This is a genomic window from Sphingobacterium sp. MAE (genome assembly GCF_056711605.1).
The window spans coordinates 2,290,462-2,315,889 of sequence record NZ_CM160044.1 but is presented as its reverse complement, the minus strand read 5'-3'; the positions used below and the strand labels follow the sequence as shown (position 1 = coordinate 2,315,889).

Genomic DNA, 25,428 nt, shown 5'->3' with positions numbered 1-25,428 from the left:
TGTATGATTAATCATTTTATTGAAAACTTAGAACTTCCTTTTTTTTCTTTGTTTTGAACTTATCTGGTATGGCATCCATGATTTCATTTGATAATGCATCTATGGCATGTTTTTTCACAAAATTCTGTGTCGTTACAAGACTAATTTCTCGCACCGGTTCAGGAGCCTTAAAATAGCGAATACGATTAAGCTGGTCTTCATTGTAATCCACAATCGACAATTCAGGTAAAATCGTAATACCAGCGTTGATATCGACCATTTTTTTTAATGTCTCAACACTACCGGTATTATACTCAAAGCGACCCGAAGTATCATAATTATGTTTATGATGGCAAATATTTAACACTTGGCCCCTCATACAATGTCCTTCATTCAACAACCACAACTTATCTTCTCCGATATCATCTGCACTCAACATCTTTTTGCCAAATAATGGACTTTGTTCGGAAATATAAGCAACGAAATTTTCATAAAATAGTGGTTTCTCGACAATCCCGGCTTCATGCAGGGGCGTTGATAAGATACCACAGTCTAAAAGACCTACTTTTAACTCATGAATAATTCGCTCAGTTGTATATTCCCAGATCTGCAATTGTATTTTAGGATATTTATCCATAAAACTTGTCAATACAGTAGGTAGCAGATAAGGCGCTATGGTAGGAATGACTCCTATGCGTAATTCTCCATCTAATTCTCCATTTTCATTTTGTACAATCTCCAATACCTTTTTGCTTTCAATAAGGATAGTACGTGCTTGTGCGATAATCTTATCTCCTATTTCTGTCGGAACGACAGGTTGACGACTACGATCAAAAATCTTAACTCCTATCGACTCCTCCAGTTTTTGGATTTGCATACTTAATGTGGGCTGTGTCACAAAACACTTTTCGGCAGCGGCTACAAAGTTTCTATATGTATCAACGGCGACTATATACTCTAATTGGATGAGCGTCATCTTAGCAATTTTATTTGTACAAAAGTAACAAACATATTTCATACCAAATGATCGAATGAAGAGCGAAAGATATATACTTATTATTTTTTATCTTTGGAGTTGGATCGGAAACGAAACATTCCTATTAATATTATATAAACAAACATGAAGTTATTGAACACCAAATCATGGAGCCTGCTCCTTCTTTTAGCAACAACTGCCTTTACCATCCAAGCGAAATCACCTGACGAAGGTATGTTTCCACTTAGCGAATTAAGCAGAGCAGGCTTAAAGAGTGCTGGCCTAAAAATTAGTGAAAAAGATATTTATAATCCTGGAAAAGTGGGTCTAGTAGATGCTTTGGTACAAGTGAGTGGATGTACGGGTTCATTTATATCTGGTAGCGGACTGATTATCACCAACCATCACTGTGCGTTCTCTGCTGTACAATTAGCTAGTACACCTATTAATAATTACCTTAAAAATGGCTTCGTTGCACAATCGCATGAACAAGAGATTGAGGCTAGAGGTCTAACCATACGTATAACAGACTCTTATGAGGATGTATCTGACAAAATATTGTCTGCTGTTGCACAGATTACCGATCCTTCTGAACGAATCAATGTAATAAAGAAAAAGCAACAGGAATTAGTTGCTGAAGCGCAAAAGCAAGATCCAACGATAAAAGCAGAAGTTTCCGAAATGTTTATTGGTAAAACATATGTTCTATTTCGTTACAAAACTATTGAAGACGTTCGTCTCGTTTATATTCCTCGCCAAAATATCGGTGAGTTCGGTGGTGAAACAGACAATTGGGTATGGCCTCGTCACACAGGTGATTATTCTTTCTTACGCGCATATGTGGGTAAAGATGGGGCTTCTGCCAAATTTTCAAAAGATAATGTACCCTATCAACCAAAGAAATTTTTAAAAGTAAATCCAAAAGGTGTTAATGAAAATGACTTTGTATTTATTTTGGGTTATCCAGGACGTACATTTAGACATCGCCCTGCACAATACATCCAATATCAGCAAAACTTTTTGTTGCCTTATGTATCTAATTTGTACGAATTTCAAAATGATCGTATGTATGAGGCGGGCAAAACAGATAACAATGCTGCCCTGTACCTGGCAACACGTATCAAAAGAAATGCTAATGTGCTTAAAAATTACAAAGGAAAACTAAAAGGTCTCCGCAATATTGCTTTGATTGATACTAAAAGAAAAGAGGATCAGGCTTTAAGCGCATTTATCAACAGCAAAGCAAATTTGAAAACTAAATATGGTACATTGATGAGTGATATCGATGGATTGTATAACTTGATCAACCAAGACGCTTACAAAGAAATGTGGATGAATAATATCTACACCAGTACCAGTCTAATGCGTGTTGCAAAAGAAATAAATATCTTCAAAGCAGCTATGTTAGAACAAAAAACAACACAACAACAACAGGCATTTTTTGAATTGAATAGCGCTAAATTAAAAACAAATTTAGAGGCTATCTATGAAAGCTATAGTCAATATGCGGATCTACGAATATTCGCTAAGATGCTTGAAGATGCACATGCATTCCAAGGCAATAATCAAATTGAAAGCATTCAAAAGTTAAAATTCCACGATCCACAACTCGTTGGAGCATATGCAGGAAAATTAATTACAGAATCAAAACTAAATAATAGTGCAGAAGTATTCAATCATATTTTAGCAAATTCGAAGAGTCTGTTGGCCTATTCTGATGAACTGCTAAAATTCCAATCTGCATTAGATTTTGATATCCAAAAGTTTGCTGTGGAGCAAAAAAGAAGAGATGGTGTCCTCAATAAATTGATGGGTGACTATGTTGCTGTTAAGGAATTGTACCAATCCAAAAACTTTATTCCAGATGCCAACTCGACCTTAAGATTGACATTCGGTAATATAAAAGGGTACTCACCAGTAGATGCTACTTATATGAAACCCTTCACTACACTAGCGGGTATCATACAAAAGGGTAATCTTGGTGAAGCAGACTTTGACTATCCTTCAGAAATCAAAACGGCATGGGAAAATAAAAATTTTGGACCATATGTTAAAAAAGAATTAAATGATGTGCCTGTGAATATGCTTTACAATATGGATACGACCGGTGGCAACTCGGGATCGCCTATTATGAATGCGTATGGTGAATTGATCGGTGTCAACTTCGATCGCTCATATGATGCGACTATCAACGATTTTGCATGGAATGATAGCTATAGCCGTTCAATTGGTGTCGATATTCGTTATGTATTGTGGGTAGCAGACAAAATTGATAATGCACAATTTATCCTTAAAGAAATGGGTATTTAAAATTATTAAAAATTAAGACATTCATATTTGGCCCCATAAAGTTTAATTACTGTATGGGGCCAATTTTATTACTTAAAGTCTGAGGGACCAATCTTGCACCTCAATCTTCAATTAGTAGGATATACTTTATAATTATTCAATCGACACTATCCCACCTTCTTTCTTAAGATGGTCTTCCAAATAACTTGAGACGCTAGCCCGTCCACATCGTTCATGAGCGATCAAAGCTTCACGATTTGCTTTCCAAAAAGGTAATCTTAACTCGCAATTTAATTGATAAGAAATAGCAGATATTATTAAAATTTCAATTAGATTTAATTTATCTTCATCAAAAATTAATGACATGAACTACTTTTTTTTTGTTTCTTTTTGGATTTGTCAGATTATATCTACGGTTATTTTCAAGTACGGAGGCATTCATCCTAAATACCATTGGGCTGCTTTGATTGCAGGAAATTTAATTCTAATAATTGCAAGTTGGTTTCTAATTCAATTATTTAAAACTTTTCCCCAGCCTATCGTAATTGCCTTATGTTCGGGAGGAACATTTCTTACGGTACAACTTGCGATGGCCCTCATCTTCAAACAACCGTTGACTTGGTTGCAAATTTTAGGTTCAGCCATTATTGTCTTTGGGATGGTATTGGTTACTTTCGGTGGAAAAGATCAACCTGTTTAAAATATACTTAAATGGATTTTTAGACGTTCGTTTAAAAATCCATTTATGCATTTACAAAAATATCCTGATTAGAAGCGGAGACCAATACTTAGATAAGGACGAAACCCCTCTTTTGAAAATCCTCCAACAGCTTGAATGACCAAAAGATCAGCAGGTATGATATATAATCCACCGCCATATCCCGTGTGCCATCGGCTAGAAGATTCTTCAGACATCCAAACCCGCCCTATATCATGAAAACCAATGATTCCAACTGTTCCTGGAACTAAATAAGAGTCAAAACTCCAAACTTTAAGTCTCAATTCAAAATTGTTGTAGAGCATCGTCTTTCCTGTAAAACGCTTAGAATTAAATCCCCGTAAGCTGTTTTCACCACCTAACTGCGCATATTGAAAAATTAAAGGATCACCGAACAAAGTTTCAAATCCTGTCCGATTCGCTAATGTGATCCAATCTGCAGTATTTGTTTTGTAAAAACTAAATGTCGATTTTACTCTCATAAATTGATGATTACCGGCAGTTAACTGACTTTTTGCTTCAATCAAATTGTGCCAAAAAACACCTTTTTTAGCATTATCTTTTTGATCACGGCTATCGTATTGCAAAGCCGCTAAAATTCCTGTAAAGAAAAATTTTCCATAAACTGGAATGCTGGGGTTTTCCAAAGCATACTTTTCAAAAAAATGACTTTTGTTATCTTCTTCATTGCTGATGATCAAATCAGAGGAAGATCCAGCTTTCCAATTCCAATGATTACCAAAATCCCTTTTTAATAAAAAGTTGGCATAAATTCGATCGTATCGATTTCGATAATATTGAATTCCCCTACTTTTACGTTCCTCAAATTCTGTATTATTTCCCAACCCAAAAAAGTTTTCCTGGTTATTCGGCCCATCGGATTCCAACTGTATTAAAAAATCATTTTTGTTCCATAACGATTTAAAATCAGCACTATATTTGAAATTAAATGATTTTCGACCTGTGGTATAATGTGCCCAAAAATCTTGCTTAAATGCATAGGGATCTTTTCTAAACCCTTGTTTCTCGATGAGATAGCCAGCTCCTAACATGAGTCCCTTATCTACGCTGTACTGTAAAGATGCGAGTATACCTGTTCTATCGTATTTAAAACTATTCCGATCATAATGATGTATAAGGCTATCGTTAGAGAGTTTTAATTGCAACGCATTGTTTGTTTCAAATGTATTTTGGTCGGTTTTATCATCATAAACATACACGCGATTACTACGGGCGAAAGTAGGCTCTACGTAATAACTATCTGCTCCTTTCCCACCAATCAATCTGAGTTTTATTTTTGATTTACTCTTTCCCTTTAGATGATATACATCTGTCCCTGCGAGACCGTAAATTCTTAACTCTTTAGTTTCATTTGGATAAAACGTTCTTTTAACCAATTTTCTACCTACAGATCCATCTTTTTTCTTGTTCCTAATTTCCAATTCAATAGAACCATTCTTATGAAAGGTGAAATAAAAGAATTCATTTTTCGCTGAGGCGGCTATATCGACATTTTTTGCTAAGTCCCTATAATAAGTTAGGGCCGTCTCCATCAAGTTGTCTCTCCTTGCACGGATATGTCCTTTTAGTTCCGCAGCACTCAATTTTACTATGGTATCTGGCATTTGAGCCATAGCAACATCAATTAAGGAATCGGTCATGATCTTTTGAACATACTGAACTTCAGATTTCCACTCTTTTTCATCTAAATGATTCAGGAAATAACGATCAAAGTGCCTTTCATTGAAATTCCACTGTCCGACATTGCGAATATGATCTCCGAAAGGTTGTAAATGTGCTTTCAGCCACTGCATAGACAGCAAGACAGGGAATACACCGGAAGTTTTATAATAAACCTTATCTCGATCTCGTGGCACGGGACTATAAACTTTCTTATCTTCCACTTTTTGAGCATCCCATCGCCAATTGTCCTCATGTCGATCCCAATCGCCTAATAGAAAATCTAATAACCTTGCTCGCAACGTCAATCCTTGATCGACTTGGATATCATTGTCCTCTTCTAACTTACGTTGTGCTTTGAGCGTATTGTCCGTTTTAGCATTTTCATCTTCTAAGGGTACGCGAGGTTCAAACATGTAGGCTCTATTTCTAAAAATTTGGCGGTATTCTCCTAGGCCAGGGTCATCCCCCACATAGACCAATGAAGGGCTTGCATGTGGAATTTGCAATGCACGATTAAACGTTGGCACCGTCAGTGCTCCGAAAGGATGAGCGATAGAAATTTGGTCTTGTACAATATCTTTTGCAATAGTATGTCTTAAATTTTCAGGTAGACTTCTTTCAGGATATTTATTTATAGAGCGCAGCACCCATTCTCGCCCCGTGCTGTCTCGTAGCCGTAACGATTGTGTCTGCATCCCTCCTCCAAGTTTAACAATGCTGAGACCCCCAAATTCATCTTGAAGATTCATCACTCGCATCTTTACTGGAGTATTGTATAATTTGCGATAGGAATCTCCGAGCCAAAATCGATGAATTTTGCTCACTTTGTCATAGCTTGGATCTATCACAGCATAAACGGAATCAACACCCGATGAGGCTTTTGTTTGGGCATTTAATAAGGATATACAATTGATAAAAAAGCATACATTGACGATGCAATACCTATATTTATAGAGCTGGGATGTGTAACGGTTCATGCGATATGAATTAATGCAAGGTCAATTTTAAATCTAAAATACATAAAATTTTCAATTGCACTTATGGTAGGCATGCATCTCATCAGAAATTGATATCTAACAAGAGACATAAGCAAGGCAAGTTAATGGCTTATACAAGATGTGCGTGCCATATCAAATAAAAATTAATCACCGAATAATTCTTAAATTATAAAGGGTTTGACATGGCCAAACCCTTTATAATTAATCTTTCTTAACGAATTTTTTGAATTTCTTCTTTCTTGTATTTTTCTTTTTATGTTCCGAAAAACGATTTGGATCAAAAACTGGACCTTCAGAAAAACCTGCTGGCAGTGGCAGTTTTTCAATACTTGATCCGATCAACTCTTCGATCTTGGCAAAGCGCTGTTGATCTTTCTGATTAACAAAAGTAATTGCTGTTCCTGTGGTCGCTGCTCGAGCAGTACGACCCACACGATGAATATAATCTTCTGGATCCGGCGGTACATCATAGTTGATAACCAAACTGATCCCTACGATATCAATACCTCTGGAAATAACATCAGTACCGATCAATACATTGATCTTTTTTGCTTTAAAGCGATTCATGATATCTTCACGTTGCACCTGCTCCAAATCAGAGTGAAATGCCTCAACTGCGATCCCATTCTTATGCAGATCAATAGACAATCGCTTTACAAATTCTTTTTTAGAGGCAAAAATAATGGTGCTTGTATAGATAGGGTTGGTAAGAATGTGTTGTATCAACGCTGTTTTTTGATCATCATATACCATATAAACCTGTTGACTAATACCTTCAGAAGGTTTTGATAAAGCAATATTGATCTCCGTTGGATTGTGTAATATTTGCTTAGCTAGTGTTCTAATCTTACCTGGCATCGTGGCAGAGAACAATAAATTTTGTCTTTTTTCAGGAAGAAAACTAATAATTTTCATAATATCTTCATGAAATCCCATATCTAACATACGGTCAGCTTCGTCAAGAATAAAATGCTTCACTTTATTAAAATGAAGTTTTCCTGAAGCCAAATGTGCAATTAAGCGACCAGGCGTTGCCACGATAATATTCGCTCCTTCTTTTATTGCTGTACGTTGCTGTTCGTAATCCATTCCATTTCCCCCGCCGTATACAGCTATGGAAGTGGCTCCAGTAAAATAGCCTAAACCCATGATTTGCTGATCAATCTGTAAAGCCAGCTCTCGAGTTGGAACTAAAATTAACGTATTTATATAGTCGGATTGTTCCTCGGCGATCTGATGTAGAACGGGTAGTAAATAAGATGCTGTTTTACCCGTACCTGTTTGCGCGCAAGCAATCAAATCTTTATGCTCCAGCACAACAGGTATTGCCTGTTCCTGGATAGGTGTTGCATCTTCATATCCCATGCTATCTAAGCCCTCTTCCAACGAAGATGCTAAACCAAATTCTGTAAATTTCAATATTTTTTATCTTTTACTTTAAAAATCAGCATAATGTAAGCTTTTTTTTCTTATTTACCGTATATTAAATAATAACTACATGATTTTCAGTAAATTATATATAAAGCTATCGGATTTGGGAGAGATTAATAATTCTATTTTATTACACGTCTAAAATAAAAATAATAAGGATCATAGAGTAAAAAAGAAAGACCTAATATATCACGATTAGATCTTTGCTTTTTATATATCGAAATTGCTTATTATCAACTTAATCTTTCTTTATAAAGTATCGATGCTCAATCACTTCGACACGCTCGGCATCGTCCTCAATGGCTTTCTTGAAAGCACATTTGCCAGTCACACCTCGGTAGACAAGTGCTCCTCCTAGAGACAACCCAGAAAGTGCCGTTAAAGGGTGCTTTATTAAAAACCTCACACCTGCACCTAATATAAATCCACCAGCTACAACTGAAAGTATACGCTCTGAGGTTTCAATTTTACCGTTTTCACAGTTTTCGTCTACCTTACTTTTAACTTTGCTAATTACTTTATCTACTAACGTACCCATATGTATAAATTTTATAAGTTGTTCTACTTTTTATAACAATCTGCGTACAGTTTTGTTTTTGTTTACTAATATTTATTCCGTTCTTTGCGACACAATGTTTCAACGATGGAAATCATAGGTTATACTTTATCCATTTTCATCGGTATCACGCTCGGATTAATCGGTGCAGGTGGTTCCATTTTAACTGTACCGGTCTTAGTCTACTTATTCCATATACATCCTACATTAGCAACATCGTATTCCCTATTTATTGTTGGTTTCACGAGCTTAATAGGTAGTTTCCTTAAAATAAAAGAAAATGGTGTGGATTATAGTGCAGCGACTTATTTTGGAATTCCTTCCGTCTTTGTCATCCTCATCGTTCGTAAAGTTTTACTGGTCCATATTCCAGAAGTTATTTTGCAAATCCATCATTTTCAATTGACAAAATCAACGATCACTATGATTGCTTTTGCGGTATTGATGTTGGGCGCTTCCTGGAGTATGATCAAAAATAAACAGATTCAGGTCAGTACCAATCATCCTATAAAACAACCAATAACAAAAATGATCTTTTGGGGAATTGGAATTGGTTTAGTGACGGGCTTCTTAGGAGCTGGCGGAGGATTTTTAATCATTCCTGCTTTAGTTATTTTATTGCGCATGCCGATTCGAATTGCAATTGGCACTTCGCTATCCATCATAACCTTAAATTCACTCATCGGATTTTTAGGAGATATAGATCATGTACAAATGGATTGGTTTTTCTTAGTAAAGCTACTTTCTATAACGATCCTAGGTGTAGCAATAGGTAGTTATCTGCAAAAAAAAATCGCGACGGACAAGTTAAAACCAATTTTTGGTTGGTTTATATTTTTTGTGGGTACGTATATTTTAATTAAGGAACTCTTTTAGTTATCTTGCTATTATTAGCACGTAAATTGTATTGTTAACTTAAAAATGGAGTAACTTATTAAAGATCTTATGCTCGTAAAAAAATATTCTGGGGAGTTAGTCCCATTTAATAGCGACAGTTTACGTCACTCGTTGACACGTTCGGGAGCTAATCATGATCAGGTAGAAAAAGTGTACGCTCAAATAAAAGAAAAATTATTTGATGGTATCAGTACGAAGGCCTTATACCAATTAGCTTTTGAGGCTTTGAAATCTCAAAGAAACTCGCTTGCAGCTCGATATAGTCTAAAAAAGGCACTTCGCGAACTTGGCCCAGAGGGATTCTATTTCGAGAAATGGATAGGTCGATTATTTCAAGAGTATGGATTTGAAAGTACAACAGGACAAACAGTGCAGGGGCATGCTGTGTCACATGAGATTGATGTAGTGGCTGCTAAAGGCAATGAAATGCTTGCTATTGAATGTAAGTTCAGAAATGATATTGACGCTAAAATCTCGGTAACAACCCCGATGTATTTTTTGTCTCGATTTAACGACATCAGTGATATTGATTATCATTTTTTTGGGCAATACAAAAAGTTTACACAAGGCTGGCTTGTCACCAATGCTTATTTAACCTCTGATTCTAAAGATTTTGGAAAATACTACGGCGTAAACTTTCTTTCATGGGATTATCCCGAAGACAATAGTATAAAAAGACGTGTAGATAGAGCCGTATTTTATCCGGTGACCTGCTTGACCACACTAACTGATGAACAGGAAAAAACACTATTGCAACATCAGATCATATTGGTGAAAGATATCTTAAAAGATAAAAATGCTCTCCAATCTCTCCAACTAAGTCCAGAAAAATTAAGATTGGTGCTACAAGAGGCTAAAGAATTGATCGATTATAAAGTGGATGAAGAGTCCTGATGAGTATGATATTTTATTAGACCAAATACGATCAATGAATCTTCCACTACGAGAGATTACTTTTTATAACATTTTAATTTAGTATTGTTTTTTCACTTTATTTACTGCGGTAACAAGCGAAAAAACAGTACTAAAATATACTTAATAATGAAAAACAAATCCGTAATTTATTGATCAATTATAAAAAGAAATCTACAGAGATGAACTTGGGATAATAACCAATTTTATAATTAAAGACCATTTTCTGTCTACGCATTACACACGGTCAGGAGAGATCTATTGGATAATAAATATCTCCAAAAACCTTTAAGTCATCCAATGCTACAGGATTTTCAAAAATCCCGTAAACGGAAGAACCTGAACCTGACATGGAAGCATATATAGCACCAAAAGAATATAGTGCATCTTTTAATTCCTTTATTTTTGGAAACTGTTCAAATATGCTCAACTCAAAATCATTGTTCAAATAGTATTTCCATTCTTGTATAGGGAGTTTGATGATCGATCTTAAATCAAACTCTGGTTGCTTAGCTTCTACTCCACGATAGGCTTCTGCTGTTGATATGTGAATATTAGGATTAATAACAACGATATAATAAGCGCTTAAATTTAATTCAATCGGAGAGAAATCGGTCCCTATTCCTGTAGCATATACAGGTTTATTATCTATAAAAAATGGACAGTCTGCGCCTAACTGTTTCGCGTACGTCTGCAATTGTTTAACAGACAGCTCAAGCTGAAAACTGTCATTTAACATTTTCAAAACATAAGCAGCATCAGCTGAACCTCCTCCCATTCCAGCACCTATAGGAATTTTTTTTATTAAATGAATTGCGATTGATGGAATATCAAAATCTTGTTTAATTAATTGATAAGCACGCTCACAAAGGTTCATTCCTTCTCCAGGAATAACAATGCCTTCTGAATAAAAAACAGTTGGACCGGATTCCAAAGGAATGATTTCGACCACATCATATAATTTAACAGGATAGAATATGGTTTCCAAATCATGATAACCATCTGGCCGTTTTCCTACGATATGTAGGCCCAGATTTATTTTAGCATTTGCAAATGATAGCATAATGTGTGTTTAATATGAGATCGGTTAAACTTTAAATTCTATTTTAATATTCAAAAGTACCTGCTTTCCAAATTGGAATAGTAAATTGTTCGATAAGGTGAGCTAATTGATAGTTTTCATAATTATCCACTGTTAACCAAATAGCTTCCTCAATCTCGGCCTGTGGAAAGACATCTAGGGCTGCTTTTAATTCAATTTTAAAGATCTCTCCCCTCACTATGGTATCAACTTCATTGACAGCTTCGGTCTCATGAAACCCTAGGTATTCCAGCTCAGATAAGGAGATATTTAGATCTAACTCTTCTTTTAATTCTCGAACAAGTGCTTGAGAAGAAAGCTCACCTTTTTCTATCTTGCCACCTGGCATCATGTAATATGCAGAATTTTTTTTCCTAACAACCAAAAGCCTGTTATTCGTATCCACTACCATAGCTCCTGCTAAATAAATCTTGTTCATATCTTTTTTTATTGAAATCAAACTACTTTCCTATAATTAAGAATATAAAGTAAAAAGCGATTATCTCCATAATCGCTTTTTACCAATTTTTGTTTTACTGCTAAGTATCTAACTCTTTTAATAAAACTAAATATTGATCAATAGCTTTCCTCTTATCATCAGTAAGATGATAGTTTAAGCTTGAAGTTAAATAATGATGATAATCAAAATCTTCATATTTGGGTAGGCCCGGAATTACAGCTTCAGGCTCCGAGACGCCTACTTTTAGAGCCTCGTTAAATAACCTTACAAAATCTACTGTTAATGTTTTTGTACTCACCCAGACTGCAAATGCAAATGGAAGACCTGTAAATTCTTTCCACATAAGTCCTAAATCGTAAACAAAAGGTACCGTCTTCTTCTTACCAAACGTACGGTCACCTATCAGTACATACGCGTCAGCCCCTTCGATATCTGTCACGATCCTCACGTCGCGCTTCCAATGATTTTTAAGCAGTACTCGTGCTAACCCATTAGAAGTACGTGATTGCTTATCCAAATATAATGTCTGGATTTCTTCAATCGGTTTGTGAGCAAAAATAAAAACCGAATCAACAGCCCCCTCTGTACCAATACAATAATCGGTAATGATATGCGCATGCGGAAGACTTAATAAAGCCGCCACAGGAATTATACCTAAATCAGCTTGGTCATCAATCACTTTTTGGGCACATACACTCGGATTATCCAAGCTCAATTCGATCTGATCTAAAACTGTGGATTTTCTAATCCCATTTAAAAACGGCAATGTATTCGTATACGAAACTGCCGATACTCTCACTTTATCCATTTGTCAATACCTCTAGATGTTTCGTATTATAATAGTCAATAATTTCAAATTGATCATGATCATACGTTAATTTATATAAGGCAGTGTTTGTATGAGGAAATTCATCCATTTTTGAGGCATCTACTCCTGTCAATAGGCAAAGAATAATACGTAATGCGCGACCATGCATACAGACCAATACGGTTTCTTCATGCTCTTGTTTAACCATATGTGCGATGGCCTCACTTTGACGTAACATCAATGCATTAGGAGATTCCCCCTCATCTACACTGACATCCAATTCACCATTTTTCCATGCTGAGACCAGCTCATTGAATCCACTCATGATAGATTCGTCTTGCTCTTTACCTTCGTAGATTCCCCAACTAATTTCATCTAAACCCTCGAGTTCTTGCCAAGAAATACCATCTCTGATAAAAGATTCTACTGTCTGATGTGTTCTCAATAAGGTTGAGGTATAAATTTTATCAAACGGGATATCTTTATAAGCATCATAAAAAGCCTGAGCTTGTGCCAGTCCCGTTTCATTAAGTGGAGAATTCACGCCACGCCCCTGAACAATACCTTTCAAATTCAGATCGGTCTGTCCATGGCGAATAAAATAAAAAGTCTTTTTCAAAATATATCTTAATTATTTACAACAGGTAGTGCATAATAATTTTTTTTCTTGCTATCGTCTTCAAAAACTACATCCTTGTAATCGGTGACAACCTGATATAAGGTATCACGCTCTATTGGATGACGTCCTACCTTGCGAATCAACTCAACCAACTGCTGCGTTGACATACCCGGGTTCTGCTCCTCAGCTCCTGCCATACTGTAGATCTTCGTCGTATCATCCAATGTTCCGTCAATATCATCAACACCAAATGCCAATGACATTTGAGCTGTATCCCTTGAAATCATTGCCCAATAGGCTTTAATATGATCAAAATTATCCAAATAAATACGTGCTATGGCATAATTTCTCAAGTCTTCAATAACAGAAACCTCGGGAATATATGACATTTGATTTTCTTTATTTCGAAATTTCAATGGAATAAAAGTTTGAAAACCTCCAGTCTTATCTTGCAGTTGACGCAATCTTTCCATGTGATCCACACGATGCCAAAACTCTTCAATATGACCGTATAGCATGGTTGCGTTGGTATGCATCCCTAATTTATGTGCTTGCTCGTGAATATCTAGCCATTGTTCTGCAGTACATTTATCATGTGCAATCTGCTCTCTGATCTCTGGATGGAAGATTTCTGCTCCACCACCAGGCATCGAATCCAGACCACAAGACTGCAAATATTTCATACCTTCATAATGGCTCAGTTTTGCCTTCTTGAATATATAGTAATATTCTACTGGCGTTAAACCTTTAATGTGCAATTCTGGACGATGTGCCTTACATCTTTTAAAAAATTCGGCATAGAAATCAAGATTTTGTTTGGGCACGACACCTCCAGTAATATGAACTTCCGTAACGGCTTCATCATCATATTTCTTTACGATGTCCATCATACCATCTACCTCCATTTCCCATCCTTCTGCACGCTCTTTGATCATACGGGAATATGAACAGAACTTACAATCGTAAACACACACATTCGTAGGCTCAATATGAAAGTTACGATTGAAAAATGTGATATCCCCATGTCTTTTCTCCCGAATATAATTCGCTAAAACACCCAAATAACCCAATTCGGCATTTTTATAAAGGTATACACCCTCATCAAATGTGATGCGTTCTTCTTGCAACACTTTATTTGCTATATTTCTTAACTCACTATCCAAAAGCGGATTAGAAAGTAAGAAATTTAATTTTTCTTTAGCATCCATTATCATGTCTCCTAGTCTATAACAAATGTACCAAAAACAAGGCTAAATTCGTAGAATCTAGCCTTGTTTTTGGTACAGCAATATCAATGAAATAACCATTAATCTGTGAACTGTTGCATATCGATCAATTTTCTATACAAACCCTCTTTCTGAATCAATTCTGTATGACTTCCAAATTCTACAATTTGGCCACCATCTATCACCACAATTTTATCTGCATTCTGAATGGTGCTTAATCGATGTGCAATGACTACCGTAGTACGATTATCCATAAGCTTATATAAAGAATCTTGAACTAGTTTTTCGGATTCCGTATCTAATGCCGAAGTTGCCTCGTCCAATAACATAATGGGTGGGTTTTTCAATACAGCTCGCGCGATGCAAATTCGTTGTCGTTGGCCACCAGAAAGTTTAGCGCCACGATCACCAATATTCGTTTGATAACCGGATTCTGTTTTCAAGATAAATTCATGAGCATTAGCTATTTTGGCAGCATTCTCAACCTCTTGCTGGGTCGCAGATGTATTGGAAAAGGTAATATTATTAAAGATGGTGTCATTAAATAAGATAGACTCTTGATTCACTACACCTATCATTGTGCGTAGAGATTCTTGATCTAGATCCCTTAAATCTATACCGTCAAACAAAATTTGACCTGCTGTAACATCCATAAAACGCGGAATTAAATCCACCAAAGTAGATTTACCCCCTCCAGAAGGACCGACCAGCGCTATTGTTTTTCCCTTTTCAATAATTAGATTGATATGTTTTAAAATGTTTTTCTCACCATAAGCGAAATCTACATGCTGAAACTCAATCGCTTTTTTAAAATCAGTAACTTTCTTCGCATTAGGCTTATCAGTAACTTCACTTTTGGTATCAATCAATTCCAGTACACGCTCACCAGCCGCAATACCATTATGAATATTACTAAATGCATCTGTCAATGCTTTTGCAGGACGCATTACTTGTGAGAAGATAGCGATATAGGCAATAAACTCAGATGCTCCAAACTCATCACTCCCTGATAAAACCAGATTACCACCATATAATAAAATGATAGCGACCATAATCACACCTAACAATTCAGATACAGGTGAACCCATTTGTTGGCGCCTTGCCATTGCACGCATGATACCCGCATAACGATCATTCTCATCATTAAATCTTTTTTTAACGAAATTTGTTCCGTTAAAGGCTTTAATGATACGAACACCAGATAATGCCTCATCTAAGAAAGAAATCATATTCGCATAAGATGTTTGACCAGCAATCGCTTGTGCCTTTAAAGTTTTAACAATTTTAGATATAAAAAAAGCAGATACTGGAATGACGAGCATAGCGAATAAAGTCAGTTTTGCAGAAATAACAAATAACATAACCAGATATGCAATGAGTTGAAGTGGCTCTTTAAAAGCAACCTGCAATGTACCTGTAACAGAATACTGTACAACCTGAACATCAGAAGATACTTTGGAAATAATATCGCCTTTACGCTGTCCATTAAAATAGCCTAAATGTAGATCCATGACATTATCAAATACCGTCTTCCGTAAATTCAATAAAGTGTGAATACGCAAATTTTCCATAATTCGTTGGGCTAAATAACGAAACAAATTGCTTATAAATACGGAAATTACGATCACGATACAGACATACTTCAATGCACCATAAGCACCGAACTGTTGGTTAGCCAGACTTGCATAATAATTGAAGTAACCGAGAATATCAAAATATCCATCGGGCTTTGCTAATACTACATGAGAAGAAACTTGATCTGTATTGAAAAGAGTTTGCAACAAAGGAGCTAATAACGCCAAATTCAATGTGCTGAATACAACCGTAATTAGGGTGCAGATAATATACGGAATTGCGTATTTCTCAATGGGTTTGGCAAAAGATAATAACCTAAAGTAAGTTTTCATTTATAATATTAAGGTAGCAAAAATACTAAAATTACGCGCAATATATAAGGAATACTTTCAAGGAATGAAATCTTGCACTTCGATGATATTATAAATTTCATCCAATAAACACCAAATTTAAACCACAATATACCTAGCGGTTTTGCATTATGATTTATGAATATAACTCAGAAAACATCTTATTGATCATAATTGACTCGGACTCGTTGATTGATTATTAACCGTTCAAGCATAACTCTAGTTTATGCCAATCAATCTATTGAGGGGATTACTAATCTTTTAATAAATTTACAAAAAACACGATTTAACAACAATAAACCCAATTTTTATTGGCATTAGCTTTTCAATAAGTAGAGCTTGTATTCGCAGATTATTCGAGTTTGCTTCATCATAAATAGGTATGATATGCTTATTATATTCTTCTTAAATCCGTGTTAAGTCCATGTTAAGTCCATGTTGAGTCCGTGTTCAGTCCATGTTTATAGTATTTTCACCATGATACTACCCTGTTCGCAACCTGCTTGCATGTATAAGATATATTGGGGTCGCTCTACATATATATCGAGACGTATTACAATAGATTACGGATAAAAAAGCCTTTTATACTTGATATCAACGTACACCATATCTATTGATAATCATGCTCCATGTTTTGATGAATTCAAAACCGCAATCTTGATCAAGATGAATGCAATAACACCATGCACTACATCAACAAAAATATATGCAACGGAAATATCAATAATTTAAAAAGCAACATTATTTAAAATGTACAATGGGTTATACTATTATTTTAATAGAAAAAACCTAATTTAGTCCTTGTAAATAGTAAAATACCAGAACATAATGCAAATAGAAGTTGCCAAAAGGTTGCAACAAACCGAAGAATATTATTTCTCAAAAAAATTAAGAGAAATTGATGAGCTCAATAAAGCAGGTGCTCGTGTGATTAATTTAGGTATCGGAAGCCCAGACTTACCACCTCATCCTGAAGTAATTCAGACCTTGACGACAGAAGCGGCTAAAGCCAATGTACATGGCTATCAAAACTATAAAGGCTCGCCTATATTGAGACAAGCTATTGCAGATTGGTATCAACGCTATTATCAGGCAACATTCAATCCAAATACAGAAATTTTACCTTTAATAGGTTCTAAAGAAGGTATTGTTCATATTTGCATGACTTACTTGCAAGAAGGTGATGAGGTTTTAATACCAAACCCGGGATATCCTGCTTATGCCGCTGCAGTGCGACTAAGTGGAGCCACAGCTATTACCTATGATTTATCTGAGGAAACAGATTGGTTACCTGATCTTAAAAAGCTTTCTGAAAACGATTTATCGAAAGTAAAACTGATGTGGATCAACTATCCACATATGCCTACGGGCTCTAGTGCGAATGAAGGATTTTATCTTGAATTGATTGCTTTTGCAAAGGCAAACCATATTTTAATCTGCCACGATAACCCTTATAGTTTTATCTTGACAGACAGCCCTAAGAGTATTATGTCTATTGAAGGAGCAAAAGATGTTGCCTTAGAACTTAATTCATTAAGTAAGTCATCGAACATGGCTGGATGGCGAATCGGTATGTTAGTGGGTGCAGAAGAACGTATCAATGAAGTGCTGCGATTTAAAAGCAACATGGATTCTGGCATGTTCTTGCCAGCACAGCTTGCTGCGGCCAAAGCATTACAATTAGATCAATCGTGGTATCAAGAATTAAATGGAATCTACAATGAAAGAAGAGCATTAGTTTTTGAAATCATGAACATGCTAGGCTGTATCTACAAAAAAAATCAAGTTGGTTTATTTGTGTGGGCAAAAGTTCCTGACAGTTACGAATCGGGCTACGCTCTTAGTGATGAGGTATTAAATCAATCACGTGTCTTCATTACTCCAGGAGGTATATTTGGAACTGCTGGAAACTCCTATATCAGAATTAGTTTATGTGCTTCAGTTGAAGTGTTGCAAGAGGCTATTGAGCGAATTAAAGAAGTTAAAGAAACGAATTAAGATTAAAATAACATGATAAATATAGCCATTATTGGCGTCGGTTTAATTGGTGGCTCAGTCGCCATGAAACTAAAAGAAAAGCATTTTTGTGATCAGGTATTTGGTGTCGACAAAAGTGATGCTAACTTAACAAAAGCATTGCAAATTGGCTTTATCGATCAGAAAGCAACGTTGGAAGAGGCACTAGAAAAATGCAAGGTCATTATTCTCACGGCTCCTGTGGATGCGATTATCTCGTTGGCACCAAAATTATTAGATCTAGTAACAGACCAAGTCATTATTGACATGGGATCTACTAAGCTTAATATTTTACAATTGATCTCAGAACATCCAAATCGTGGTCGGTATGTGGCGGCTCACCCTATGGCAGGGACTGAATATTCTGGCCCAGAAGCAGCTTTACCAAACTTGTTCAAAGATAAAATGATGGTCTACGTGGAGGCTTTTAAATCTGATGAAGACGCTTTTGAACTCGCAGATTCCATTACTGAACAACTGGAAATGCGCACGTCATTTATGACTGCGGAAGAACATGATACCCATACCGCTTATGTTTCACATATCTCCCACCTGACTTCTTTTGCGCTAGCCTTAACGGTATTAGAAAAAGAAAAATCACAGGGCAGGATATTTGAATTAGCGGGTTCTGGATTTGAATCCACAGTACGTTTGGCTAAAAGCTCTCCCGATATGTGGACACCTATTTTTAAACAAAATAGAGTAAACGTATTAGAAGTATTGGAAGAAAATATTAAACAGTTGCAAGCTCTGAAAGATGCTATTCAAGAGGAAAACTATACACAATTACATAAGTTGATTAAAAAATCTAATAAAATAAAGCGCATTATAAAATAAAGCTCCTGTTATTAGTTTAGGGTCGTTCACTTAAGTTAAAAAATGCTAGAAGCCAATACTTCTAGCATTTTTTTGTTCGCAGCCATCATCATCGGCCATTGTGCGATCACATACAATCAACCATTTCTCTAAACTAAGAGAATCATCAACTTGTTCTTTTGATTCAACCTTTATTTCTACTAGGATCAATGTGTAAATGCTCTTCTTGATGAACAGCATATCCGATATCACTCTTGTCCTTATAGGACAGATAGATAATAATGGGAATTATAGCGGATTGGCGGCTACTTTACGAATAGATGTCGAATTGTAACCGATTTGTGCAAAGCGTTTTTTTCACCTTTTAAGAATGCGAAGACGCACATCTCCCTTATCCTTTGTTTTCTTTTGATTCCATAATTAACCTAAATTACTTAACACTCTTCATATTTAATAATTACACCTTTTTCTCAAGAAAAAGAAACTACATTTTTTACTCATGTATTAAATAAATAATTCAAAATATTTTGGTTTCTAAATTCCAAGACATATATTTGCAACGTAGATCGAATCGAAATACACCTAATCAAAACCTTTCAATCAGGTCTTGATTTATAAAGAAGTGGCGAGAGACTGGCTCAATGACCCACTGGCAACCTTCAAAATACGTTTGAAAAGGTGCCAATTCCTGTCCATATCAATATTGTTATGGAGGATATAAATGAAACGACAATGATATTTACATTACAAAAAAACAACAGGGTAAGTTCAATTACCAACGTAACATTTACAACTCTTGCATCAAGTTCAATGCGAATGTTTGAGCACATGTTTATGTTTTATTGTTAGATCTATCCATTTTTTACTTAATGGATAGCAAGTGCATCTACATGTGCAGATCCTCACTCTATAATATTCACGAAAATATTCAACTAATTAATTATAAAAAACCATGTCTACAAATAAAAATTTAAAATTCGAAACTCTACAAGTTCATGCAGGACAAGTTGCAGACCCAACTACTGGCGCACGTGCAGTACCTATATATCAAACCAGCTCATACGTATTTGAAAATGCGGAACATGGCGCTAACTTATTTGCATTAAAACAGTTTGGAAACATCTATACCCGTCTGATGAATCCGACAACAGATGTTTTTGAAAAACGCATTGCTGCATTAGAAGGTGGTGTTGCTGCAGTGGCGGTTGCCTCTGGTCAAGCTGCGCAGTTCATCGCATTAAATAATATTTTAGAGGCTGGTGATAATTTTGTGTCGAGTAGCCATATTTATGGTGGTACATACAATCAATTCAAAGTTGCATTTAAAAGAATTGGAATTGAGGTCCGCTTCACGAAAGAGACAACAGCTGAGGAGTTTGAGTCATTGATCAATGAAAATACGAAAGCATTATACTTAGAAACAATTGGAAATCCAAGTTATGATATTCCTGATTTTGATAAAATAGCTGCAGTTGCTAAAAAACACGATTTACCTTTAATCGTAGATAACACTTTTGGAGCTGGGGGCTATCTATTCAAACCGCTAGAGCATGGTGCTTCTGTTGTTGTCGAATCTGCGACAAAATGGATCGGCGGACATGGAACAAGTATTGGCGGTGTCATCGTTGATGGTGGTACATATAACTGGGGCAATGGTAAATTTAAACAATTTTCTGAACCTTCTGAAGGATATCATGGATTGGTCTTCGCAGATGTATTTGGCCCAGATGGTCCATTTGGCAACATCCAATTTGCAATCCGTGCACGTGTGGAAGGCCTTCGTGATTTCGGACCGGCTATATCACCTTTCAACTCATTCCAGCTTATACAAGGTCTAGAAACGCTTTCGCTACGTGTTCAGCGTCATGTAGACAACACCCTAGAAATCGCTAGATGGTTAGAAGCGCATCCGCAAGTTGAGCAAGTGAACTATCCGGGCTTGAAAAGCTCACCAAGTTATTCAAATGCACAGAAATACCTAAAAAATGGATATGGAGCGGTTCTTTCTTTTCAGATAAAAGGCGATGTCACTAAAGCCGATGCTTTTATAGATAGCCTAGAGTTAATTAGCCATCTAGCAAATGTAGGTGATACAAAATCATTGATCATCCACCCAGCCGCTACAACACACCAGCAACTCAGTGCAGAGGCACAAAAAGCAGCAGGAGTATTTGTTGGGTTATTACGGTTATCGGTAGGAATTGAGCATGTCGATGATATTAAAGATGATTTACAACAAGCTTTCGATAAAATAAAATAATTTCAGATAGCACCATTATATAAAAGCGTAAAAAACAACTATGAGTAAGAAATTAACGATTGGAATGTTTGGATTCGGAGTTGTAGGACAAGGATTGTACGACATTATCAAGACTAAAAACTTAAATTTAGAAATTAAAAAATTTGTCATCAAGAATGCTGACAAGAAAAGATCACTTGCCCCAGAGTTGTTTACAACGGATGCAGAAGCTGTATTAGGCGATCCAGATATCAATACAGTCGTAGAATTAATCGATGATGCAGAAGCAGCATATGCTTTAACAGTTCGTGCGCTTAAATCTGGAAAAAATGTTGTTTCAGCAAACAAAAAAATGATTGCTACGCATTTGGAGGAATTAGCGGCTATCCAACAAGAATATGGCACTAGCTTACTTTATGAAGGAGCTGTATGTGGAAGTATACCCATTATTCGTAATCTGGAAGAATACTATGACAATGAATTATTACATGCTGTAACAGGTATCTTCAATGGTTCATCGAACTTTATTCTGTCAAAAGTATTCAACGAGAATCAACCTTACGCTGATGCATTGAAGGAAGCACAAGATCTCGGGTTTGCAGAAACCGACCCCACTTTAGATGTTGGTGGATTTGATCCAAAATTTAAATTGACCATTGTCGCTTCACATGCCTATGGTATCTATGTCAATCCAGATGATGTGTTCAATATTGGTATTGATAAATTAGGTGCACAAGATATACGTTTTGCCAAAGAAAAAAACTTTAAAATTAAACTTATCCCTACTGCACGTGAAATCAATAACAGTAAGGTAGTCCTTTATGTCATTCCTAAATTTATCAGTGCAGATAATATTTTGTTTAATGTAGAGAATGAAAATAATGGTGTACTTGTGAAAGCAGCTTTTGCCGACGAGCAATTTTTCTACGGAAAAGGCGCAGGCGGTCACCCTACTGGATCTGCTGTCTTATCTGATATCACAGCTTTGCGTTATGATTATAGATATGAGTATAAGAAACATTTAAACATCGATGCACTATCTTATAGCAATGATCATGAAATTAAAGTGTATTTAAGATATGAGGAAGACAACCTGATCGAAAAACTAGGTTTTACTGAAATCATCGAAAGATACTATGCTCCTGACTTTAAATATATCATCGGGACGATCAATCTTAAGCAAATCACAGCACATAAAGATGAAATCAATCAAATAGGTAATTTCATCGCTGAGATCGGTTAATTAACACAACGATCAATCGGATTTCAAGCATTATGCTGTTTGTAGATCCAACAAGAGAACGCTTTATTCATCATATCAGGATAAAGCGTTCTTTTTTATCAAAAAATATTCAACCCAAATCTGTTTAGCGACATTTACTTACATACCAAATACATACTCAGTCCTGATATTTAATTTTTAGAGATCAAACTCATATCAATTAGCTCCAAATAAAACCAAGTATCGATCTTTTGATCAAAAATTCCTCAAGAATTAAGTAAAAAAACACCCTACAATAAGATTTATTATAAAACACGATTCGATTCCAACGCATCAAGCGCATAAATAACAAATATCCTTTAACAGAATACACAAAATTATACAGCATCTTAAGTGCTTTAAAAAAAACATGGTCAATATATGCTTTCAACACTTTATTTTATAAAATAATATAGCACAATCCACAATTACAAATAACTGGCAGAAAATTTGCTTGATATATTAAATATCACTATATTGTGGAGTTACTAAATAAATAATAAATTATGGCTAAGTGGTTAACAATTCTACTGATAATGGTAGGCAACTTGGTTTTTGCAGATACCAATGCAGTCAATACACAACAACATTCTAATTCAAGTTATATAATTCTTGCAGTAGTTGCCTTACTGGCAATTATCTATATTCTATATAGAAGGCAAAAAAGAAAATTTAACGATTAATGGAAATAAGGGGAGACTATAACTCCCCTTATTTTCTGATTCAAGATTAAATGATAGACTTATTGTTTGCTCGATAACCTAACTTTAATCCATTAATCCTTCATCGCGAAAACTGAAGTACCCATTGTCTGTGAAGATCACATGATCATTGACTCGAATGTCCATTAGCGTGGATGCATCTATAATTTTTTTTGTTAATATTTTATCCGCTTGACTAGCTTGACAAGTTCCCGAGGGATGATTATGAATTAATATCATGGAATTAGCAGTGCAATTAAGTGCATAACGTAAGATAATACGGATATCAACTGGTGTAAAATCATTCCCTCCTCTACCAATCAGCTGTTTATCCAATACTTTGCAGGCTGTATTGAGATACAGTACCCAAAACTCTTCGTGAGGAAGATCTTGTAATTGATATTTAAAATAATCATACACCCGTTTACTGCTATTCAGCAATGGTTTTTTTATCTGATCAGCTTCTTTACGTCTACGCCCCAATTCTAGGGCCGCTATTATTGTAATAGCTTTTGCTTGTCCGATCCCTTTAAATTCACATAAATCTACGACATCCATTTTAGAAAGGTTATCCAGATTATGTTGCGATCGTGATAAGATTCTTTTGCAGAGCTCTACTGCGGTCTCCTCTCGAGAACCTGAACCAATTAAAATAGCGAGTAGTTCAGCATCTGACAATACACGGCGTCCTTGTTCTAATAATTTTTCCCTTGGACGATCTGCTTCCGCCCAATCTCGAATGACTAGTTTACTCATATTAATAAATTAGGAATATAAATGGTCAATATAATTTCCTAATTTACTCAAAAATATAAAAACATAAAATTATTAGGATCAATTATTTATACAAATAAAATTCAGTGAAATCCGACTTGAGTGTGCATTCTTTTTATCAAGTCATTTTGAAATCTTATATTTGTATTTGAACATATTTATTTTAAAAAAATGAGTAAAGCGATTATTAAAACAGAAAAAGGCGACATGACTGTACAATTCTATACAGCAGATGCTCCAAATACAGTTGCAAATTTCATCAAATTAGCTAAAGAAGGGTATTATGATGGCCTGACTTTTCACCGTGTCCTTCCTGATTTCGTAATCCAAGGTGGATGTCCTAATTCACGCGAAGGTGCTTCTGGGATGCCTGGAACAGGTGGTCCTGGTTACAAAATCGATTGTGAATTGACTGGAGAAAATCAGTATCATGATAGAGGTGTTTTATCAATGGCTCACGCAGGTCGTAATACAGGTGGTTCACAATTTTTCATCTGTCATAGCCGTAACAATACAGCTCATTTGGATAGAAATCATACCTGTTTTGGTAAAGTTGTTGAAAATGTTGACATCGTTGACGATATCCGTCAAGGTGACCGTATTTTAAGTATTGAAGTTATTGAAGACTAGTTTTCAGTAAGAAAAAGTATATTATGAATTTAAGAGCATTAGTTTCTGTAACAGGAAAACCAGGGTTGTTCAAATTAGTTGGACAGAATAAAGGTGGATTTATTTTAGAGACTTTAGATAGCGCTAAGATTAAATCTGTAGTAAGTTTATCTTCTACAAAAATGGCGACTTTAGAAGACATCACAATTTACGGAGAAGATGAAGAAATCCGTTTATTAAATGTTTTTGAAACAATCAAAGAAAAAGGATTGTCGGTAGATCCAAAAGCAGACGGTGAGACATTACGCAATACTTTCCGCGAAATTGCACCAGGTCATGATGAATCTCGTGTATACTCATCAGATATCAAAAAGATCTTTACATGGTACAATATTATTAAAGATTTGCCTTTATTTGAAGAAGAAGCACCCGCACCTTTAGTGTAAACTATTTA

Annotated in this window: 22 protein-coding genes and 1 riboswitch; of the genes, 10 read left to right on the top strand and 12 right to left on the bottom strand. The window is 35.6% G+C overall.

What is annotated here, in order from left to right; genetic code table 11:
* Positions 1–16: 16 nt before the first annotated feature.
* Positions 17–955 (bottom strand): hydrogen peroxide-inducible genes activator, encoded by a 939-nt coding sequence (locus AC06G9_RS09780; protein ID WP_045752219.1) that lies wholly within the window; start codon positions 953–955, stop codon positions 17–19.
* Between the two features lie 144 nt (positions 956–1,099).
* Between AC06G9_RS09780 and AC06G9_RS09775 the strand changes: the two genes are divergently transcribed.
* Entirely contained in the window at positions 1,100–3,265 is a 2,166-nt protein-coding gene (locus tag AC06G9_RS09775; protein ID WP_480958032.1) for a S46 family peptidase, read from the top strand.
* A 132-nt stretch (positions 3,266–3,397) separates the two neighbouring features.
* On the opposite strand, the gene AC06G9_RS09770 is transcribed toward AC06G9_RS09775, so the two are convergent.
* Entirely contained in the window at positions 3,398–3,610 is a 213-nt protein-coding gene (locus AC06G9_RS09770; RefSeq protein ID WP_248753871.1) for a hypothetical protein, read from the bottom strand.
* On the opposite strand from AC06G9_RS09770, the gene AC06G9_RS09765 reads away from it, so the two are divergent.
* Entirely contained in the window at positions 3,609–3,944 is a 336-nt protein-coding gene (locus AC06G9_RS09765) for a DMT family transporter (protein ID WP_094772900.1), read from the top strand. The two genes, AC06G9_RS09770 and AC06G9_RS09765, sit on opposite strands and share 2 nt — an antisense overlap.
* Positions 3,945–4,012: 68 nt before the next feature.
* On the opposite strand, the gene AC06G9_RS09760 is transcribed toward AC06G9_RS09765, so the two are convergent.
* From AC06G9_RS09760 to AC06G9_RS09750, 3 genes are all read right to left on the bottom strand, one after another.
* Positions 4,013–6,622 (bottom strand): BamA/TamA family outer membrane protein, encoded by a 2,610-nt coding sequence (locus tag AC06G9_RS09760; RefSeq protein WP_248753872.1) that lies wholly within the window; start codon positions 6,620–6,622, stop codon positions 4,013–4,015.
* 222 nt (positions 6,623–6,844) lie between these two features.
* Positions 6,845–8,062, bottom strand: a complete 1,218-nt coding sequence (locus AC06G9_RS09755; RefSeq protein ID WP_045756063.1) for a DEAD/DEAH box helicase — start codon at positions 8,060–8,062, stop codon at positions 6,845–6,847.
* 250 nt (positions 8,063–8,312) lie between these two features.
* Positions 8,313–8,612, bottom strand: coding sequence for a YgaP family membrane protein (locus tag AC06G9_RS09750; RefSeq protein WP_480958031.1), 300 nt, complete (start codon positions 8,610–8,612; stop codon positions 8,313–8,315).
* 105 nt (positions 8,613–8,717) lie between these two features.
* Between AC06G9_RS09750 and AC06G9_RS09745 the strand changes: the two genes are divergently transcribed.
* Together AC06G9_RS09745 and AC06G9_RS09740 are read left to right on the top strand one after the other, a co-directional pair.
* Positions 8,718–9,506: a sulfite exporter TauE/SafE family protein gene (locus AC06G9_RS09745; RefSeq protein WP_108159816.1), complete on the top strand. Its 789-nt coding sequence runs from the start codon at positions 8,718–8,720 to the stop codon at positions 9,504–9,506.
* Between the two features lie 69 nt (positions 9,507–9,575).
* Positions 9,576–10,421 (top strand): ATP cone domain-containing protein, encoded by an 846-nt coding sequence (locus AC06G9_RS09740; RefSeq protein WP_045755731.1) that lies wholly within the window; start codon positions 9,576–9,578, stop codon positions 10,419–10,421.
* A gap of 265 nt (positions 10,422–10,686) precedes the next feature.
* On the opposite strand, the gene ispE is transcribed toward AC06G9_RS09740, so the two are convergent.
* From ispE to AC06G9_RS09710, 6 genes are all read right to left on the bottom strand, one after another.
* Positions 10,687–11,502, bottom strand: coding sequence for a 4-(cytidine 5'-diphospho)-2-C-methyl-D-erythritol kinase (gene ispE, locus AC06G9_RS09735; protein WP_248753873.1), 816 nt, complete (start codon positions 11,500–11,502; stop codon positions 10,687–10,689).
* Between the two features lie 43 nt (positions 11,503–11,545).
* Positions 11,546–11,959 (bottom strand): NUDIX hydrolase, encoded by a 414-nt coding sequence (locus AC06G9_RS09730; RefSeq protein WP_480958030.1) that lies wholly within the window; start codon positions 11,957–11,959, stop codon positions 11,546–11,548.
* A 100-nt stretch (positions 11,960–12,059) separates the two neighbouring features.
* Positions 12,060–12,788 (bottom strand): menaquinone biosynthetic enzyme MqnA/MqnD family protein, encoded by a 729-nt coding sequence (locus AC06G9_RS09725; protein WP_480958029.1) that lies wholly within the window; start codon positions 12,786–12,788, stop codon positions 12,060–12,062.
* Positions 12,781–13,407 (bottom strand): histidine phosphatase family protein, encoded by a 627-nt coding sequence (locus AC06G9_RS09720; RefSeq protein WP_094772906.1) that lies wholly within the window; start codon positions 13,405–13,407, stop codon positions 12,781–12,783. Before AC06G9_RS09720 ends, AC06G9_RS09725 begins: the two co-directional genes overlap by 8 nt.
* Before the next feature lie 8 nt (positions 13,408–13,415).
* Entirely contained in the window at positions 13,416–14,615 is a 1,200-nt protein-coding gene (gene mqnE / locus AC06G9_RS09715; RefSeq protein ID WP_480958028.1) for an aminofutalosine synthase MqnE, read from the bottom strand.
* 98 nt (positions 14,616–14,713) lie between these two features.
* Positions 14,714–16,540: an ABC transporter ATP-binding protein gene (locus AC06G9_RS09710; protein WP_094772907.1), complete on the bottom strand. Its 1,827-nt coding sequence runs from the start codon at positions 16,538–16,540 to the stop codon at positions 14,714–14,716.
* An 846-nt stretch (positions 16,541–17,386) separates the two neighbouring features.
* Here AC06G9_RS09710 and AC06G9_RS09705 point away from each other — a divergent pair.
* From AC06G9_RS09705 to AC06G9_RS09690, 4 genes are all read left to right on the top strand, one after another.
* A complete protein-coding gene (locus AC06G9_RS09705; protein WP_248753877.1) occupies positions 17,387–18,556 on the top strand; it encodes a pyridoxal phosphate-dependent aminotransferase in 1,170 nt (389 codons plus the stop codon).
* Positions 18,557–18,568: 12 nt separating this feature from the next.
* On the top strand, positions 18,569–19,411 hold the full coding sequence (locus AC06G9_RS09700) for a prephenate dehydrogenase (RefSeq protein ID WP_248753878.1): 843 nt from the start codon (positions 18,569–18,571) through the stop codon (positions 19,409–19,411).
* 588 nt (positions 19,412–19,999) lie between these two features.
* Positions 20,000–20,114: riboswitch (SAM riboswitch) on the top strand.
* Between the two features lie 228 nt (positions 20,115–20,342).
* A complete protein-coding gene (locus AC06G9_RS09695) occupies positions 20,343–21,650 on the top strand; it encodes an O-acetylhomoserine aminocarboxypropyltransferase/cysteine synthase family protein (RefSeq protein ID WP_094772908.1) in 1,308 nt (435 codons plus the stop codon).
* A 40-nt stretch (positions 21,651–21,690) separates the two neighbouring features.
* Positions 21,691–22,872 carry a homoserine dehydrogenase gene (locus AC06G9_RS09690; protein WP_248753879.1) on the top strand — a complete coding sequence of 394 codons (1,182 nt, stop codon included), beginning with the start codon at positions 21,691–21,693 and terminating at the stop codon, positions 22,870–22,872.
* A gap of 785 nt (positions 22,873–23,657) precedes the next feature.
* Here the strand turns inward: AC06G9_RS09690 and radC are convergent.
* On the bottom strand, positions 23,658–24,347 hold the full coding sequence (radC, locus tag AC06G9_RS09685; RefSeq protein WP_045756203.1) for a RadC family protein: 690 nt from the start codon (positions 24,345–24,347) through the stop codon (positions 23,658–23,660).
* Between the two features lie 189 nt (positions 24,348–24,536).
* Between radC and AC06G9_RS09680 the strand changes: the two genes are divergently transcribed.
* Together AC06G9_RS09680 and AC06G9_RS09675 are read left to right on the top strand one after the other, a co-directional pair.
* Positions 24,537–24,995 (top strand): peptidylprolyl isomerase, encoded by a 459-nt coding sequence (locus tag AC06G9_RS09680; RefSeq protein WP_045756204.1) that lies wholly within the window; start codon positions 24,537–24,539, stop codon positions 24,993–24,995.
* A 23-nt stretch (positions 24,996–25,018) separates the two neighbouring features.
* Complete coding sequence (locus AC06G9_RS09675; RefSeq protein WP_045756205.1) at positions 25,019–25,420, top strand: DUF5606 family protein; 402 nt, start codon at positions 25,019–25,021, stop codon at positions 25,418–25,420.
* The last annotated feature ends 8 nt before the right edge of the window (positions 25,421–25,428 follow it).

Bases quoted from the DNA above. Each gene is read 5' to 3' on its own strand.
- AC06G9_RS09675 (WP_045756205.1), top strand. From the start codon at position 25,019: ATGAATTTAAGAGCATTAGTTTCTGTAACAGGAAAACCAGGGTTGTTC.
- AC06G9_RS09770 (WP_248753871.1), bottom strand. From the start codon at position 3,610: ATGTCATTAATTTTTGATGAAGATAAATTAAATCTAATTGAAATTTTA.
- AC06G9_RS09680 (WP_045756204.1), top strand. From the start codon at position 24,537: ATGAGTAAAGCGATTATTAAAACAGAAAAAGGCGACATGACTGTACAA.
- AC06G9_RS09765 (WP_094772900.1), top strand. From the start codon at position 3,609: ATGAACTACTTTTTTTTTGTTTCTTTTTGGATTTGTCAGATTATATCT.
- AC06G9_RS09725 (WP_480958029.1), bottom strand. From the start codon at position 12,788: ATGGATAAAGTGAGAGTATCGGCAGTTTCGTATACGAATACATTGCCG.
- AC06G9_RS09695 (WP_094772908.1), top strand. From the start codon at position 20,343: ATGTCTACAAATAAAAATTTAAAATTCGAAACTCTACAAGTTCATGCA.
- AC06G9_RS09705 (WP_248753877.1), top strand. From the start codon at position 17,387: ATGCAAATAGAAGTTGCCAAAAGGTTGCAACAAACCGAAGAATATTAT.
- mqnE (WP_480958028.1), bottom strand. From the start codon at position 14,615: ATGGATGCTAAAGAAAAATTAAATTTCTTACTTTCTAATCCGCTTTTG.
- AC06G9_RS09730 (WP_480958030.1), bottom strand. From the start codon at position 11,959: ATGAACAAGATTTATTTAGCAGGAGCTATGGTAGTGGATACGAATAAC.
- AC06G9_RS09750 (WP_480958031.1), bottom strand. From the start codon at position 8,612: ATGGGTACGTTAGTAGATAAAGTAATTAGCAAAGTTAAAAGTAAGGTA.
- ispE (WP_248753873.1), bottom strand. From the start codon at position 11,502: ATGCTATCATTTGCAAATGCTAAAATAAATCTGGGCCTACATATCGTA.
- AC06G9_RS09760 (WP_248753872.1), bottom strand. From the start codon at position 6,622: ATGAACCGTTACACATCCCAGCTCTATAAATATAGGTATTGCATCGTC.
- AC06G9_RS09690 (WP_248753879.1), top strand. From the start codon at position 21,691: ATGAGTAAGAAATTAACGATTGGAATGTTTGGATTCGGAGTTGTAGGA.
- radC (WP_045756203.1), bottom strand. From the start codon at position 24,347: ATGAGTAAACTAGTCATTCGAGATTGGGCGGAAGCAGATCGTCCAAGG.
- AC06G9_RS09700 (WP_248753878.1), top strand. From the start codon at position 18,569: ATGATAAATATAGCCATTATTGGCGTCGGTTTAATTGGTGGCTCAGTC.
- AC06G9_RS09775 (WP_480958032.1), top strand. From the start codon at position 1,100: ATGAAGTTATTGAACACCAAATCATGGAGCCTGCTCCTTCTTTTAGCA.
- AC06G9_RS09780 (WP_045752219.1), bottom strand. From the start codon at position 955: ATGACGCTCATCCAATTAGAGTATATAGTCGCCGTTGATACATATAGA.
- AC06G9_RS09740 (WP_045755731.1), top strand. From the start codon at position 9,576: ATGCTCGTAAAAAAATATTCTGGGGAGTTAGTCCCATTTAATAGCGAC.
- AC06G9_RS09710 (WP_094772907.1), bottom strand. From the start codon at position 16,540: ATGAAAACTTACTTTAGGTTATTATCTTTTGCCAAACCCATTGAGAAA.
- AC06G9_RS09745 (WP_108159816.1), top strand. From the start codon at position 8,718: ATGGAAATCATAGGTTATACTTTATCCATTTTCATCGGTATCACGCTC.